This window comes from Flavobacterium sp., from assembly GCF_049590715.1.
In the GTDB taxonomy this organism is placed as follows: Bacteria; Bacteroidota; Bacteroidia; order Flavobacteriales; family Flavobacteriaceae; genus Flavobacterium.
Map to the genome: position 1 here is coordinate 21,246 of NZ_JBAWDL010000053.1, position 15,865 is coordinate 37,110.

Here is a 15,865-nt window from a genome sequence, read left to right on the forward strand (position 1 = left end):
GTATCATGAATAGAAGAAATTTTTTGACCTTAACAGGAACTTTCACCGGGGGTTCTTTACTTCTACCTGATTTTTTACATGCTTTTGGCACACAACAAAATTTAGTTATAGGAGAACAATCTGTAGTATTTGTACAACTTAACGGTGGTAATGATGGACTTAATACATTTATTCCATATCAAGATCCAAATTATTACTTTTTACGACCAAAAATTGCTTTGTCTAAAGAGGATGTTATAAGCGCTGATAAAGGAATGGCTTTTCATCCTGCACTTAAAGGTTTTGCTCAAATGTTACAAAACGGACATTTATCAGTAATTCAAAATGTAGGCTATCCTGAACCCAATCGTTCCCATTTTAGATCGCAAGAAATTTGGCAAACAGCTTCGGCATCTGATCAATATTTAAATGATGGATGGCTTGGTCGTTATTTGGACTTACAATGTAAAGAACACAATCCTATTGCTGGGATAAACCTTGATAATATTGATAATTTATCATTAAAAGGACAAGAACCTAATTCAATTACAGTCAAAGATCCTGATAAATTTAAAATCAAAAAAAACAAAGATGAAACTGTAGTATTATCTAAAAACCCCTCTTTGGATTTTGTTCGAAAAATTGCTGATTCAGTTGTCGATGGTTCTGACGAAATCCAAAAAGCCTTGGCTCGTTCTACTGCTGAAAGTAATTATCCTAAAACTAGCCTAGGAAAAAATCTAGAATGGATTGCTCGTTTAGTCAAAGGGAATTTGAATTCTAAAGTATATTACACTTCTTTAGGCGGATTTGACACTCATGACAATCAATTACCTATTCATAATAACAAACTAACGGAATTGAATGATTCATTATTTAGTTTTTATGAAGATCTTAAAAAATCTAATTTATTACAAAATGTAACTGTAGTCGTTTTCTCTGAATTTGGCCGTAGGGTAAATGACAACAAAAACGGAACAGATCATGGTAAAGCGGCTCCCATGTTTATCATTGGCGGTAATAATAAAGGAAAAATCATTGGTTCAAACCCGAACCTAACTGATTTAGACAAAGGAGATTTAAAATACGAAATCGATTTTAGAAGTGTATATGCATCCCTTTTACAACAAAAATTAGATTTCAATTACTCAAAAATCGGTATCAAAAACAAGCCTTTGAACGGTTTATTTTAAAACTCAATTCACCTGAATAAAAAAACGAAACTCCTATCTTTACACAGTATTTAAAACTAAAAAATGTTTAAAAAAAGTGTATTTAAAGGAGTTTTTTTAGTTGGATTAGGCGCCACTAGTTATGGGGTGTTAGCAACTTTTGTTAAATTAGCTTATCACGAAGGGTATACTACTACTGAAGTTACTACATCACAATTTGTGTTAGGAATTTTAGTAATGTTAATTATCAATTTGGTTCAAAAAAAATGGACTAAAAATAAAAATCCAAAAGCAACAAAACAAAACATCTTTCAATTAGTACTAGCGGGTACTTCAATAGGATTTACCAGTATTTTTTATTATTTATCTGTAAAATACATCCCTGTTTCCATTGCTATTGTATTGCTCATGCAAACGGTTTGGATGGGCGTTCTACTCGAAATGGTACTGACTAAAAAGATTCCTTCATCACAAAAAACAACCTCAGTAGTCATAGTTTTGCTTGGCACCTTATTAGCCACTAACTTAATAAACCAAGAAATAAAACTCAACTGGATTGGAATTGCTTTTGGTTTCTTAGCTGCCGCTTCATTTACTGCAACAATGTTTACAGCAAACAGTATTGCTACAACCATTTCTACATCACAACGTAGTTTGTACATGCTTATAGGTGGTGCTATAATTGTTTTTAGTTTTGGCTTACTGAACCAAAATACTCCTTTCCATTTTGATGTTTTCTTAAAATGGGGTATAGTATTATCCCTTTTTGGAACGATACTTCCTCCCTTATTAATGAATTCAGGATTTCCTCTTATAGGAATTGGGTTAGGAAGCATTATTTCTGCTTTAGAATTACCAATTTCCATAATGATGGCTTATTTTTTATTAAACGAAACTATTAGTTTAACACAATGGTTTGGTGTTTTATTAATTCTTTTTTCCATTATAGCCATGAACATTACCTTCAAAACCAAAAAAACAAAGTAGGAGTAGGAATGTTAAATTTCACTTTTAATTACTATATTGTACCAACTTATTCATTTTACAAACTAAAAGATATTACTATGAAAAAACTTTTCGCAGAATTTTTTGGAACTTATTGGTTGGTTTTTGGTGGTTGTGGTAGTGCACTTTTTGCTGCTGGAATCCCCAATTTAGGTATTGGATTTATGGGAGTTGCATTTGCTTTCGGTCTAACCGTTCTTACTATGGCATATGCAGTAGGATCTATTTCTGGAGGGCATTTTAATCCAGCCGTTTCATTCGGTTTATGGGTTGGAGGACGTTTTTCCTCCAAAGATTTAATTCCATACATTGTTGCGCAATGTGTAGGTGCTATTTCTGCTGCCGCTACTTTGTATACAATTGCTTCTGGCAAAACTGGATTTTCGATAGATAACACTAAAGCAGGCACCTTCGCTTCTAATGGATATGGTGCTTTTTCACCTGATGGATATTCATTACAAGCTGCTTTTATTACTGAATTTATACTAACATTGTTTTTTATATTAATTATTTTAGGAGCAACTGATAAATTCTCTAATGGAAAATTTGCTGGAATTGCTATTGGACTAGCTTTAACTCTAATACATTTAATTAGCATTCCTATAACGAATACTTCAGTAAATCCAGCTCGTTCGCTTTCACAAGCTTTATTTGTGGGAGGGGAACCTTTATCACAACTGTGGTTATTTTGGATCGCTCCTATTTTAGGTGCAGTTACTGGTGGGTTTTTATACAAAAACCTTTTACAAGATTATCAACAAGCTTAAAAAACGAGCTATTCTAGGCCAAAAACGACAAAACACGTTAATTTAAACAAAAAATATTTTTAAAAAAAATTAGAAATTCACAGCAACTAATACTATTTTTTATTAATATTGGTAAAGAATTAAAATGACTTATATTAATTATTAAAACCAATTTGAATTAATTTTCACGTGATGAAAAAGAGTAACCGCAAAGAGCTAAGCTGGGAAGAAACTGAAAAACTTGTAACCCTTGCCCTAGAAGAAAAAAATCCTTTTGAAATAATCAAAAAAGAATTTGGTCTAGTTGAAAAGGACGTTTTAGAAATCATGAAAAAAAAGATGCCAGCTGAAAAATTCGAAATGTGGAAGAAAAAAGCAGCAGCAAACAAACCAAAACCAAAACCTCAAAAAATTGATGATTTTGATGATGATTTGGACGGAAAATATTACATAAAAAATAAATTTGATTAAAAAAACAATTTTACATTAAGCACTCCTAAATAAGGAGTGCTTTTTTTTAATATACCTTAATCATTCAAAAAATAATAAGCATTAAAAGGATACCAACAATGAAAAATTTTTTTTTTATTCTTACAGCCACTTCATTATTATGGAGTTGTAAATCTGTAATTGTAAGTAAATCTTCAAAAGAAGAAATACAAGTCCAAATCAATTTGAAAGACATCAAAGATGACAAAGTGATGGTAACAATAACACCTCCTAGAATCGGCACTGATGAAATTATTTATAGCCTACCTAAAATAGTCCCTGGAACCTATTCAATTGATAATTTTGGACAATTTATTGACGACTTAAAAGCCTACGATAAAAAAGGAAATCTATTAACCACTATCAAAATAGACGAAAATTCATGGTCTATAAAAAACGCCAAAACACTTGCTAAAATTACCTATTGGGTAAATGACACTTTTGACATAGAAAAAGGTACAGGTTTTGGTGGTGATGATGTCTTTTCACCTACAGGTTCTAATATTATTGCTGATGAGAATATTTTATTGAATATGCATTGTTTTGTTGGATATTTCAATAACAGCATGGAAAACCCTTACAAAGTACAAGTATTACACCCAGCAAATTTATGGGGAGCCACTTCGATGACCGACATAGACCCTAGCAACACTAATGATCTTTTTTATACCTCAAAATATGCTGAATTAGTTGAAAACCCAGTTATGTATTCTAAACCTGATTTCACGACTTTTACTGTGGATGGAATGGAGATACAAATTAGTGTATATTCTCCAACGGGAAAAATAACTGCCGAAAGCATCACTTCTGGAATGAAAACAACCATGACTGCCCAAAAGAAATTTTTAGGCAACATAAACACAACAAAAAAATATTCAGTTTTATTATATTTATCTGATATTAAAAAAAATGACGCACGTGGTTTTGGAGCTTTAGAACACCCTACATCTACAACGGTAGTGTTTCCTGAAGCAATGTCAACTGAGGAATTAACAGAACAAATGAAAGATGTGGTCTCACATGAATTCTTCCATATCGTTACACCTTTAACCATTCACTCTAAAGAAATTCAATACTTCGATTACAATAACCCCAAAATGTCACAACACCTATGGATGTATGAGGGAGTAACAGAGTATTTTGCTAATCTTTTCCAAATCAACCAAGGACTGATTACCGAAGAAGAATTTTACAGCCGAATAGCTGAGAAAGTAGGACATGCAAAAACACTAAATGATACCATATCATTTACAACCATGAGTGCTAACGTTCTTCAAAGTCCTTATAAAGAACAATACCTGAATGTATATGAAAAAGGAGCTTTAATAGGCATGTGTATCGATATCATTATTAGAGATAAAAGTGATGGAGAAAGAGGCATTTTGGATTTAATGAAAAAACTATCTCATGAATATGGCATCACAAAACCATTTAATGACAACGAGCTTTTTGATAAAATAACCAAATTAACTTATCCTGAAGTTGGTGAATTTTTAAAAACGTATGTATCAGGAACTACTTCAATTTCATACGATACTTATCTTTCAAAAGTAGGCGTATTGCAATCAACAGAAAAAAAAGCAGCTCCAATATTCTTAAAAGGACAATCTCCTTATATCAACATCATCCCTCAAACAAAGGAAGTTATTATACTTCCAAAAATAGAACTGAATGCATTCTTTACTGAACTAGGACTTAAAGGAGAAGATATTATAATAAGTATCAACGCCATATCATACAACCTTGACAATATTTATGACCTGCTTAATGAAAGTCAAAACTGGAAAGAAAATGACACTATTACACTGAAAATTAAACGATCAGGAAAAGAGCAAATTATCAAAGGTAAAGTAAAACTCCCTTATGAAGACATAGAGACCTACAAAGCAACTGATATAACAAAAGAAAACCTTAAAAACGCATGGTTAAAAGGTTAATAAATATTGTTCCCTTTTAAAAAATTGATTTTTATTTCAAAATGGAGCACATAAAAACCGTTGAGATTCCAACAAATTTCTTAATTTGCATCCCTTAAAAACCAACAAAAAAAATTAAAACTAATCAAAACTAACAAATGAAAAATTTAATAATTGTATTTACTTCTTTATTTCTTATAACATCATGTTCTAAGAAAGAGACCAAAAGCAATGTACATATTACAGGTACTATAAAGGGATTAAAAAAAGGAACCTTATACATTCAAAAAATAATAGATACTGCATTTGTCATAATAGATACTATTGAAATTGACGGAAATTCTAATTTTGAAAGTAATTTAGAATTGGAGTCGCCTGAAATGCTCTTTCTTTTCTTAGACAGAGGAGTTACAAATTCTTTAGACAATAACATTCAATTTTTTGCAGAACCAGGAAATATTACGATTGATACTAATTTAGATAGTTTTTTAGGTTCTGCAAAAATAACAGGTTCTAAAAACCAAAAAATTTATGAGGAATACAAAAAATTAGCAACGCAATTCAAAGATGAAAACCTAAATCTTATTGAAGCAAAGTTTTATGCAACCAAATACCTAAACAATTCTAAATTAGATAGTATCAATAATAAAATGATACAAAACAATAAACGAAAATATCTATACACCGCAAATTTTGCTCTAAATCATAAAGATGCCGAAGCAAGTCCTTATATTGTTTTAACTGAAATTCGAGATATTAACATAAACTATTTGGATACAATTCAAAAAACAATGAAACCAAATGTAGCTAATTCTATTTATGGTAAGAAATTAACTGAATATGTTAACACATTAAAGAAAGAAAACGAATAACAATACTTAAACCTGTTCATTTGAACAGGTTTTTTTATATATTTCAAAACCAAATGTTATCCAAAACAAATATTCTAATAAATACTTTTAGAATATTGAAAAAGCAACTTCACTTACTAAACTAAGAGTAAACCAAACATGAACTTATTTGATAACACTACTGACTGGGTAGGTAAATTAAACCCAATCCTAACAAAGTACAATGGACGAAAACATCCATTAAATTATACCAATTTGTACCAATTAGTAGTAATGGTAGTGTTGTCAGCTCAAGATTCTGATGCCAATATAAATGCAACATCCCCCATGTTATTTGAAGCTTTTCCAAATATGGAAAGTTTATCACAAACCAATGCAGGAAGACTCTACCCCTATATTGATAAAGTAAACCATTTTAACACTAAAGCCAATTGGTTATTAGAAATAGCCAAAACAGTCCAAAAGGATGAAAATATTCCACTTACGATAAACAGATTAACAGCCCTGAAAGGAATTGGAAGAAAATCTGCTAATGTCATTTTACGTGAATTAGGATTTCCCGCCGAAGGGATTATAGCCGATTTACACGTCATTCGAGTAGCCCCTAGAATTGGACTAGCGATTGAAACCAAAGACAGCTTAAAACTAGAAAAACAACTTATGCAAAACCTACCAAAAATAATCTGGGGAGAAATAGGAATGGCTCTTTCCTTTTTAGGAAGAGAAATATGCAGACCAAAACCAAAATGCGAAGAATGTCCTATTAATAAGATTTGTGAGTATTACATTGATTTAGAAAAAAACTAAATCGCATTATATAACAACCATTAAATCCACTCCTTCGATGTCCTATAATTATCTGGCAAATAAGTAAGGTATTTACACCACATTCCAATCCCCTTAATTTATGTCTCTCCATAGGTTCTAGGATTGATCCAACTTGATTCGATAATAATTAAAAAACAGTTTGTCTCGTCCTAAATAACCGATACAGATTATTAGACAAAAATATTTAATTTAAACACTTGCAAAAACGTTTTTGCAAGTGTTTTTTGTTTTATAAGTCCTCATTTTAATCTGACTTTGTAAATGCATTTTGTTTGGAGTCAGCATATGATTAGAATAATGGGGTCTTAATTCATTGTATATATTGACTGATTCTTTGACAATTTGCTTCATGATTTTTAAATCTAAATTGTATTTATCAATCATGAATTCCTGTTTTAATATTCCATTTATTCTTTCAGCTACAGCGTTCTCATATGGGTCAGAGTTTTGAGTCATACTCGGTAATATTCCATTTTTATTTAGAGTGTTTTGATAATCATTTGCACAATATTGCAATCCTCTGTCTGAATGATGAATCAATGGTGTTTCATTGTTCTTTCTTTGCTTTATAGCCATATTAAGTGCCTTAACACTACTTTCTGTATTCATATTATTAGCAACATAATATCCCATAATTTTCTTCGAATACGCATCGGTAACAAGACTTAAATAACACGGCTTTTCTCGTTTTCCGATATAAGTTATATCCGAAACCCAAACTTGATTGGGTCTATTTATTTCTAAACCTAGAATTAAGTTTTGATGTTTTCTAAATCGATGATGAGAGTTAGTGGTTATGTGATAGCTGCGCTTTGGTTGAATTAGTAAATGATTCGCTCTGAGTATATCAAATAACTTATCTCTTCCTATTTTCATTGATTTGAGATCATCTATCAATAAGTGATATGATTTCTTACCACCAAGCCTAGGCATTGTCTTGCGTACTTGATTAATCATTGACACGACTTCAATTGCTTTAGATTCCTTCTTGCTTTTTCTTTTAATTCTTCGATAATAAACCTGTCTGTCTATCCCGAACAAATTACAGGCGAACATTATTGTTTGCTGTTCTTTGTTTTTAAAATGGTCGATTGTTCGGGTGGAGAGTTTTTTCGTATATCAATTTTATATTCTTCTTCTGCGATATCAATCATCATATCAAAAATGATTGCTTTTTTATCTGCAACAAAGGCTTGTCTCTCCAGTAACGACTTCTGCTTCTCTAGAAGTTTTACTTTGATTTCAAGCTCCATGATCTTTTGTTCTGGTGACTTTGACATAGTAAATGGTGTTTTGTTTTCCCAATCAAAGTTACCGAATTTCTTTAGCCATTCTACAATTGTCTTTCTACTTTGAATCCCATACTTTTTTGTTGCTGCTGTAGCAGTAAGATGACCTTGCTCAATCTCTTGAACAATCTGTAATTTAAAAGACATTGAATAATCTTTTTGAGTTCGCTTAACATAGCGTGTTTGTTCATGTTTTTCCATTAGGATACTTTTTGTGTATCGCTATTTCAGGACGGGACAATCACAAACAAAATCGCCTCATTATAATTAGTGTCGGTCATTTCTTTGGTTTCACAAATTGGTGAAGGATAATTATTCTCGAGAGCTCTATGTCTTTCCTTTTCCATATAAGCACCACGAACTAATTTAACACCTACAAAAAAACCTTCGTTAACAGCCAAATGCTGCAATTCCTTCAAATAATGCAATCGATCATGACGGTACATTTGCAATGTATTATAAACAATCGCTTTGTCTTTGTTGTACTTCCGCATCATTTCTAAAATCAAGTCATCAACTGCATTTTGTATCCAACTTTCCTCAGCATCAATCAGCAAAGGCAAATTTTTATCATAACCCATTTTGCATATCGCATCAAAACGAGCGACTACCCTGCTCCATTCTTCTTGTTCCTTAATAGTTAAGCTCTCATTTTGACTCTTTTTTTCAAACAAATAAAATCGTCCTAAACCAGTGGGTTTAAAAACCGCAAACGGAATAGCCAATCGTTCTTTGGCAAAATCAACCGTTTTCAAAATCATTTGCAAAGCCAACTCAAATTGTTCTTCGGTTTCTTTGCCTTCAACTGAAAAATCTAAGACTGACGAAACGCCTTTGGTAAACATAGTATCTACCACTTTAAGACAATCTTCTTCATTTACACCACCACAAAAATGATCAAAAAACGTGGCCCGAATCAATCCTTCAACTGGCAAATGCGCTTTCAAAGCAAAACTAGCAACCAAAGTACCAATGCGCACCAAAGGCTCATTAGCAATCATCTTGAAAAGAAAATACGCTCTTTCCAGTTCAGTATCGGTTTTCAATGAGAAGGCGATTTGAGTATTGTTGAATATTTGTTCCATGAAATAAATGATTCGTTTTACGTAAAGTTATCAATTTTGATCTAAATATTTAAGACAAATAAATTTGTGCTGATTTGTGTAATTTGTGGTTACATTTTTTTAAAAATACCCTAAATAAAATCAAAAAAACATTAGTTTTGTCAATTCAATTTGAATACTAAAAACAACTCTTTTGTTTCTATATCAAAAAAGAAACAGAACCTCGAAAAACACTGTTATTCTCAATGTTTTACGTGTTTTACAAAAAGAGTTTTATATCAATTTTGCAAATTATTAAAACAATATGTCTCTACAATCTAATACCATTCTAGCGGTCGATCATCCCATTCATTTTAACGAAAAAGGATACGAAGCATTAAACATACATTTAAAAGAAAACAAATATTCAAATTTGTTTATCATCGTTGACAGTAATACTAACGAGTTTTGTTTGCCTAAATTCCTTCCGCAAATTGAAACTGATTTAACGATTGAAATCATTGAATTTGAAAATGGAGAAATCAATAAAAATATTGAAACCTGTGTTCAAATTTGGAATGTCCTAACAGAACTTGGTGGCGATAGAAAAAGTTTAGTCATCAATCTTGGTGGTGGCGTTGTGACAGATTTAGGTGGTTTTGTTGCCTCTACTTTCAAAAGAGGTATTGATTTTATCAACATCCCAACAACCCTACTTTCAATGGTAGATGCTTCTGTAGGTGGTAAAAACGGAGTGGATTTAGGAAATTTAAAAAATCAAATTGGTGTTTTCAACCTTCCTCAAATGGTCATTGTAGATACTGCTTATCTTGAAACCGTTCCTCAAAATGAAATGCGTTCTGGTCTTGCTGAAATGCTTAAACATGGTTTGATTTACGATAAAAACTACTGGGAGCAATTTTTAGATTTAAAAGCCATTGATTTTGATGCTCTGGACGAATTAATTTTCCGTTCTGTAGAAATCAAAAACGATATTGTTACCAAAGATCCAACCGAAAAAAACCTCCGAAAAGCATTGAATTTTGGTCATACGCTAGGACATGCTATCGAAAGTTATTTTTTAGAAAATGAAAATAAGACAACACTCTTGCATGGAGAGGCAATTGCTGTAGGAATGATTTTAGAAAGCTACATTTCATTACACAAGAATTTGATTAACGAAGCGGAGTTCAATGAGATTAAAACTACACTAAAATCAATTTATGACGACATTAGTTTTGAAGAAAATGACATCGAACCAATCTTAGAATTACTGATTCATGACAAAAAAAATGAATACGGCACCATTCAGTTTGCCTTGATTGAGGGTATTGGAAAAATTATCATCAATCAAACTGTTGAAAATGAATTGATTCTTAAAGCCTTTAATGATTATCAATCTTAATAATTTTTTAGCTAAAAAGGATTGGATTACGTCTATATTATTATTTACATTTGCCTCAATGAAAAAGGATAAAAAACAAGGAAGTCACTCATCAAATAGAGCACAAAACAATAAATCATTTTTGAGTATATTGAAGCGTTTCTATTCGATTAAAGGGAACTTTATTTTCGACCTTTTTCAGTACCTAAAAATGGAGCATAAAGAATTACAAATTATTTATGCTAATATTAGAGTTTGAATTTTAGTTTAAACTATTTTTTATTTACTAATTCTAAAAATAAACTTACACTAAAATGAACACTAAATATTCTGACTTAATAAATCAAACCTACTATTTTCCCCAAGAAGAATTTAATCTAAACAAAGACAATCTTCAGTTTCACAATATCGATTTGATGAAATTAGTGGAACAGTATGGAACTCCACTGAAATTTACTTATTTGCCTCAAATTTCCAACAATATTAACAAAGCTAAAAATTGGTTTCGTAAATCGATGGATAAAAACAAATATGAGGCTAAATACTACTATTGTTACTGTACAAAAAGCTCTCATTTTGAATACATTATGAATGAAGCCTTCAAGAATAATATTCATATTGAAACTTCCTCTGCTTTTGACATTAATATTGTTGAAAATTTGTTACAAAACGGTAAAATCAACAAAAGCACTTATGTAATTTGTAATGGTTTTAAAAGAGATCAGTACATAGAAAACATTGCTCGTTTGATCAATAACGGACATAAGAATACTATTCCAATTATCGATAATTACGAAGAATTAGATTTACTTCAAGCTGAAATTAAAGGGAAATTCAAAATTGGAATCCGTATCGCTGCGGAGGAAGAGCCTAAATTTGAGTTCTATACGTCAAGGTTAGGAATTGGATACAAAAACATAGTTAACTTTTACAAAAAACAAATTCAGGACAATCCCAAATTGGAACTGAAAATGCTACACTTTTTCATCAATACTGGTATTAATGATACCGCATACTATTGGAACGAATTAGTAAAATGTATCAAAGTATATATCGCGCTTAAAAAAGAGTGCCCAAGTCTTGATGGATTGAATATTGGTGGTGGTTTCCCTATCAAAAACTCATTAGCTTTTGATTATGATTACCAATACATGATTGACGAAATTATCAATCAGATTAAAATTGCTTGTGATGAAGCTGAAGTAGATGTTCCTAATATCTTTACCGAATTTGGATCTTTTACAGTAGGTGAAAGCGGAGGTGCTATTTACCAAGTTTTGTATCAAAAACAACAAAACGACAGAGAAAAATGGAACATGATTGACTCTTCCTTTATCACTACTTTACCAGACACTTGGGCGATAAACAAACGTTTTATTATGCTAGCAGTAAACCGTTGGAACGAAACCTATGAAAGAGTTTTACTCGGAGGAATGACCTGTGATAGTGATGATTATTACAATTCTGAGCAAAATATGAATGCCATTTATTTACCTAAATATAATAAAGAAAAACCACTTTATATTGGTTTTTTTAATACAGGGGCTTATCAAGAAACCATTGGAGGATATGGAGGATTACACCACTGTTTAATTCCACAACCCAAACATATCTTGATTGACAGAGATGAAAACGGGATAATAGGAACAGAAGTTTTCTCAGAACAGCAAACCTCTGAAGATGTCTTAAAAATTTTAGGATACAACGCAAAATAATAATTCAATATAGTAATAGTTAAATCAAAAAATCTTTACATTTGAAATTAGAATCTCTTTCAAATAATCGATTTGAATATTTTTAAAAAAAACACAATGAGTAAGGGACCTATTAGCCAATTTATCGAAAAGCACTACCTGCATTTCAATTCAGCTGCATTAGTTGATGCCGCAAAAGCCTATGAACAACAATTAGCCAATGGTGCTAAAATGATGGTTACGATGGCCGGTGCAATGAGTACAGCCGAAATTGGTAAAATATTTGCTGAAATAATTCGTCAAGACAAAGTACAAATCATATCTTGTACTGGAGCGAACCTTGAAGAAGATATAATGAACTTAGTAGCTCACTCTCATTACGAAAGAGTGCCTCATTACAGAGACTTGACAGCTCAGGACGAATGGGATTTATTAGAAAGAGGATTAAACCGTGTAACAGATACTTGTATTCCTGAACACGAAGCGTTTAGACGTTTACAAAAACACATTTTCAAAATTTGGAAAGATGCTGATGACAAAGGAGAACGTTATTTTCCTCATGAGTTCATGTATAAAATGTTGCTTTCAGGAGTCCTTGAAGAATATTACGAAATTGACTTAAAAGACAGCTGGATGTATGCTGCTGCTGAGAAAAATTTACCTATTATTGTACCAGGATGGGAAGATAGCACGATGGGGAATATTTTTGCTTCTTATGTAATTAAAGGAGAATTAAAAGCATCGACCATGAAATCAGGAATCGAATACATGACTTTCCTTGCTGATTGGTATCCAAAAAATAGTACTAACGGTGTTGGTTTTTTCCAAATTGGTGGAGGTATCGCTGGAGATTTTCCTATTTGTGTAGTACCAATGTTGTATCAAGATATGGAAATGCATGACGTTCCATTTTGGAGTTATTTCTGCCAAATTTCGGACTCAACAACTAGTTACGGTTCGTATTCAGGAGCGGTTCCAAATGAAAAAATAACTTGGGGTAAATTAGACATGAATACTCCAAAGTTCATTATTGAATCAGACGCTACAATTGTAGTGCCTTTAATTTTTGCTTATTTATTAGATTTATAGAATATCATTATGAAAAGAGTAATTGTTGATTACGCAAAACTTACAAACGAAATTTTAAACCTATTAGTGGATAGATTCCCTGATGGTTACGACGATTCTGATATTATTCGTTTTAGAAATGCTAAAAACGAATTGATTGAAGCTGTTGAAGTACGTACCGAAGACACTATTTATTTAGTAAAAGTAAGTACTAAACTAGCGGATAGAATTGAGAATTATGACGAAGATGATGAAATCGATGACGTAATCGAACCAATTGCACCAATCAAAGGTTTGGATATCGATGAAGACAACGACGACGACGATGAAGATGAAAATCTTGATAAACCAGAATTTGATGACGAGGATGAAGATTCAGACAATAAAAATAGGTCTGATGATGATGACGACGATGATGATGAGGATTAATTTTTTCTCTATAAAAATACCAAAGGAACTCCATTTAGGAGTTCCTTTTTTTTATATCTTTAATTTTCTAAAATTATTTTGATAAACGCCATGACCAATACTATTTCACTCCACAAAACATTAAAATTAAATTTTGGTTTTGAAAAATTCAGACCCAATCAAGAAAAAATCATCCAATCTATTCTATCAGGTCAAGATACACTGGCAATTATGCCCACAGGTGGAGGAAAATCGGTTTGTTTTCAATTACCCGCATTGTTACTTCCTGGAATAACAATCGTTATTTCGCCTTTGATTGCTTTAATGAAAGATCAAGTAGATAGTTTAAAAGCAAATGGAATTCCAGCTTGCTATATCAATAGTAGCCAATCCAGTGCTGAGCAACAAGAAAACATTGAAAGCATTATTAATCAAAAAATAAAACTCGTTTATCTTGCTCCAGAAAGTTTGTCTTATTTAGAAAATACATTCAACCAAATTACAGTAAGCCTTATTGCAATTGACGAAGCACATTGCATTTCCTCTTGGGGACATGACTTCAGACCCGCTTACACTAATTTAGGATATCTCAAAAATCGCTTCACTTCTACTCCAATCCTAGCTTTAACTGCTACAGCTGATAAAGCAACACGTAAAGATATTAGCCAACAATTAAATTTAGCAGATCCTTTTGTTTCAATATCATCATTTGATAGAAAAAATTTAAGTTTAGAAGTTCGTCCCGCCTTAGACAGAGTCAAACAAATCATTGACTTTATTGCTGATAAACCACTAGAATGTGGAATTATATATTGCCTAAGTCGTAAAACTACGGAGGAACTAGCCGAAAAATTAAAAAAAGCAGGCGTTAATGCCAAAGCTTATCATGCTGGATTAGATGCTAATCTTCGTGCACAAACACAAGACGAATTTATAAATGATGATTGCCAAGTCATTTGTGCAACGATTGCTTTTGGGATGGGGATTGATAAATCAAATGTTCGTTGGGTGATTCATTATAATCTTCCTAAAAACATCGAAGGCTATTATCAAGAAATTGGTCGTGCGGGTCGTGATGGATTGCCTTCAGAAACGATTATGTTCGAAAGTTATGGTGACATGATTCAACTACAAAAATTTGCTTCTCAAGGTTTGAATGCCGAAGTACAATTAGCAAAACTGGAACGAATGAAACAATATGCTGATGCATTGAGTTGTCGTAGAAAGATTTTACTTTCTTATTTTGGCGAAATCGTAACCGAAAATTGTGGCAATTGTGATATTTGCAAAAATCCACCTGCCTTTTTTGACGGAACTATTTTAGCACAAAAAGCACTGTCAGCGATCATTCGTTTAAAAGAATTAGAAGCCTTACCAGTAATCGTTGACTTTTTGAGAGGTTCTAAAAATGCTTATATTTTTGAAAAAGAATACCAAAACTTAAAAACCTATGCTGTAGGTAGTGATGTATCGTGGTACGATTGGAACCAATACCTAATTCAATTAATCAATCAAGGGTATTGTGAAATTGCTTTTCATCAACAAAACAAAATCAAATTGACTTCTTTGGCTCACGAAGTTTTGTTTAATGGCGAAAAAGTACAATTAACAACGGTTCAAAAAGTATCAACGGAAAAAGCAACTATTAAAGAAACTAAAACCAAACCTAAAAATGATTCACTTTTTGAAAAATTAAGAAAACTACGTTACGATCTTTCGAAAGAAGAATCGGTTCCAGCTTATGTTATTTTTAGTGATGCCGTTTTAAAACAAATGGAAATTAATCGTCCGATGAGTGATGATGAATTACTCGCTATTGACGGTGTTGGAAAAGTGAAATTGGAAAAATATGGAGATATTTTCATAAAAGCTATAATCGATTTTCATAAAAGCAAAGCTGCCAAACCTAAAAAAGGGTCAACCACTTACAAGGAAACGCTAGCCTTATTTGAAAGCGGACTTTCCCCTGAAGCAATTGCTGAAAAAAGAAATT

Annotated in this window: 14 protein-coding genes and 1 pseudogene; 12 read left to right on the forward strand and 3 right to left on the reverse strand. The window is 31.9% G+C overall.

Going from position 1 to position 15,865, the window contains the following annotated elements:
• Nucleotides 1-5: 5 nt before the first annotated feature.
• The 7 genes from WBQ70_RS02680 to WBQ70_RS02710 all read left to right on the forward strand — a co-directional run bounded on the left by WBQ70_RS02680 (nt 6) and on the right by WBQ70_RS02710 (nt 6,965).
• Nucleotides 6-1,172 (forward strand): DUF1501 domain-containing protein, encoded by a 1,167-nt coding sequence (locus WBQ70_RS02680; protein WP_423910197.1) that lies wholly within the window; start codon nt 6-8, stop codon nt 1,170-1,172.
• A gap of 63 nt (nt 1,173-1,235) precedes the next feature.
• Nucleotides 1,236-2,138 (forward strand): EamA family transporter, encoded by a 903-nt coding sequence (locus WBQ70_RS02685; RefSeq protein WP_423910199.1) that lies wholly within the window; start codon nt 1,236-1,238, stop codon nt 2,136-2,138.
• Nucleotides 2,139-2,215: 77 nt separating this feature from the next.
• A complete protein-coding gene (gene aqpZ / locus WBQ70_RS02690) occupies nt 2,216-2,923 on the forward strand; it encodes an aquaporin Z (protein WP_423910202.1) in 708 nt (235 codons plus the stop codon).
• Nucleotides 2,924-3,094: 171 nt separating this feature from the next.
• Nucleotides 3,095-3,373, forward strand: coding sequence for a DUF2805 domain-containing protein (locus WBQ70_RS02695; protein WP_423910205.1), 279 nt, complete (start codon nt 3,095-3,097; stop codon nt 3,371-3,373).
• A gap of 98 nt (nt 3,374-3,471) precedes the next feature.
• On the forward strand, nt 3,472-5,328 hold the full coding sequence (locus WBQ70_RS02700) for a peptidase M61 (RefSeq protein ID WP_423910208.1): 1,857 nt from the start codon (nt 3,472-3,474) through the stop codon (nt 5,326-5,328).
• 137 nt (nt 5,329-5,465) lie between these two features.
• Nucleotides 5,466-6,179 carry a DUF4369 domain-containing protein gene (locus WBQ70_RS02705; RefSeq protein WP_423910211.1) on the forward strand — a complete coding sequence of 238 codons (714 nt, stop codon included), beginning with the start codon at nt 5,466-5,468 and terminating at the stop codon, nt 6,177-6,179.
• 138 nt (nt 6,180-6,317) lie between these two features.
• On the forward strand, nt 6,318-6,965 hold the full coding sequence (locus WBQ70_RS02710) for an endonuclease III domain-containing protein (RefSeq protein WP_423910214.1): 648 nt from the start codon (nt 6,318-6,320) through the stop codon (nt 6,963-6,965).
• A 210-nt stretch (nt 6,966-7,175) separates the two neighbouring features.
• Here the strand turns inward: WBQ70_RS02710 and WBQ70_RS02715 are convergent, their stop codons facing one another.
• The 3 genes and pseudogenes from WBQ70_RS02715 to WBQ70_RS02725 form a co-directional block, all read right to left on the reverse strand.
• Nucleotides 7,176-8,042, reverse strand: coding sequence for an IS3 family transposase (locus WBQ70_RS02715; RefSeq protein WP_423910217.1), 867 nt, complete (start codon nt 8,040-8,042; stop codon nt 7,176-7,178).
• Complete coding sequence (locus WBQ70_RS02720) at nt 8,042-8,476, reverse strand: transposase (protein ID WP_423910219.1); 435 nt, start codon at nt 8,474-8,476, stop codon at nt 8,042-8,044. Before WBQ70_RS02720 ends, WBQ70_RS02715 begins: the two co-directional genes overlap by 1 nt.
• 41 nt (nt 8,477-8,517) lie before the next feature.
• Nucleotides 8,518-9,360, reverse strand: a pseudogene (locus WBQ70_RS02725) (proline dehydrogenase family protein); the annotation flags it as partial.
• A gap of 283 nt (nt 9,361-9,643) precedes the next feature.
• Here WBQ70_RS02725 and aroB point away from each other — a divergent pair.
• From aroB to recQ, 5 genes are all read left to right on the forward strand, one after another.
• A complete protein-coding gene (gene aroB / locus WBQ70_RS02730) occupies nt 9,644-10,723 on the forward strand; it encodes a 3-dehydroquinate synthase (RefSeq protein WP_423910221.1) in 1,080 nt (359 codons plus the stop codon).
• 293 nt (nt 10,724-11,016) lie between these two features.
• Entirely contained in the window at nt 11,017-12,417 is a 1,401-nt protein-coding gene (locus WBQ70_RS02735; protein ID WP_423910224.1) for an arginine decarboxylase, read from the forward strand.
• A 96-nt stretch (nt 12,418-12,513) separates the two neighbouring features.
• Entirely contained in the window at nt 12,514-13,485 is a 972-nt protein-coding gene (locus WBQ70_RS02740) for a deoxyhypusine synthase family protein (protein WP_423910227.1), read from the forward strand.
• Nucleotides 13,486-13,494: 9 nt separating this feature from the next.
• Nucleotides 13,495-13,893: a DNA primase gene (locus WBQ70_RS02745; protein ID WP_423910230.1), complete on the forward strand. Its 399-nt coding sequence runs from the start codon at nt 13,495-13,497 to the stop codon at nt 13,891-13,893.
• 90 nt (nt 13,894-13,983) lie between these two features.
• Nucleotides 13,984-15,865, forward strand: a 1,882-nt coding sequence (gene recQ / locus WBQ70_RS02750) for a DNA helicase RecQ (RefSeq protein ID WP_423910233.1), incomplete at its 3' end; no start/stop codon positions are given.

Bases quoted from the DNA above. Each gene is read 5' to 3' on its own strand.
- WBQ70_RS02680 (WP_423910197.1), top strand. From the start codon at position 6: ATGAATAGAAGAAATTTTTTGACCTTAACAGGAACTTTCACCGGGGGT.
- WBQ70_RS02685 (WP_423910199.1), top strand. From the start codon at position 1,236: ATGTTTAAAAAAAGTGTATTTAAAGGAGTTTTTTTAGTTGGATTAGGC.
- aqpZ (WP_423910202.1), top strand. From the start codon at position 2,216: ATGAAAAAACTTTTCGCAGAATTTTTTGGAACTTATTGGTTGGTTTTT.
- WBQ70_RS02695 (WP_423910205.1), top strand. From the start codon at position 3,095: ATGAAAAAGAGTAACCGCAAAGAGCTAAGCTGGGAAGAAACTGAAAAA.
- WBQ70_RS02700 (WP_423910208.1), top strand. From the start codon at position 3,472: ATGAAAAATTTTTTTTTTATTCTTACAGCCACTTCATTATTATGGAGT.
- WBQ70_RS02705 (WP_423910211.1), top strand. From the start codon at position 5,466: ATGAAAAATTTAATAATTGTATTTACTTCTTTATTTCTTATAACATCA.
- WBQ70_RS02710 (WP_423910214.1), top strand. From the start codon at position 6,318: ATGAACTTATTTGATAACACTACTGACTGGGTAGGTAAATTAAACCCA.
- WBQ70_RS02715 (WP_423910217.1), bottom strand. From the start codon at position 8,042: ATGTTCGCCTGTAATTTGTTCGGGATAGACAGACAGGTTTATTATCGA.
- WBQ70_RS02720 (WP_423910219.1), bottom strand. From the start codon at position 8,476: ATGGAAAAACATGAACAAACACGCTATGTTAAGCGAACTCAAAAAGAT.
- aroB (WP_423910221.1), top strand. From the start codon at position 9,644: ATGTCTCTACAATCTAATACCATTCTAGCGGTCGATCATCCCATTCAT.
- WBQ70_RS02735 (WP_423910224.1), top strand. From the start codon at position 11,017: ATGAACACTAAATATTCTGACTTAATAAATCAAACCTACTATTTTCCC.
- WBQ70_RS02740 (WP_423910227.1), top strand. From the start codon at position 12,514: ATGAGTAAGGGACCTATTAGCCAATTTATCGAAAAGCACTACCTGCAT.
- WBQ70_RS02745 (WP_423910230.1), top strand. From the start codon at position 13,495: ATGAAAAGAGTAATTGTTGATTACGCAAAACTTACAAACGAAATTTTA.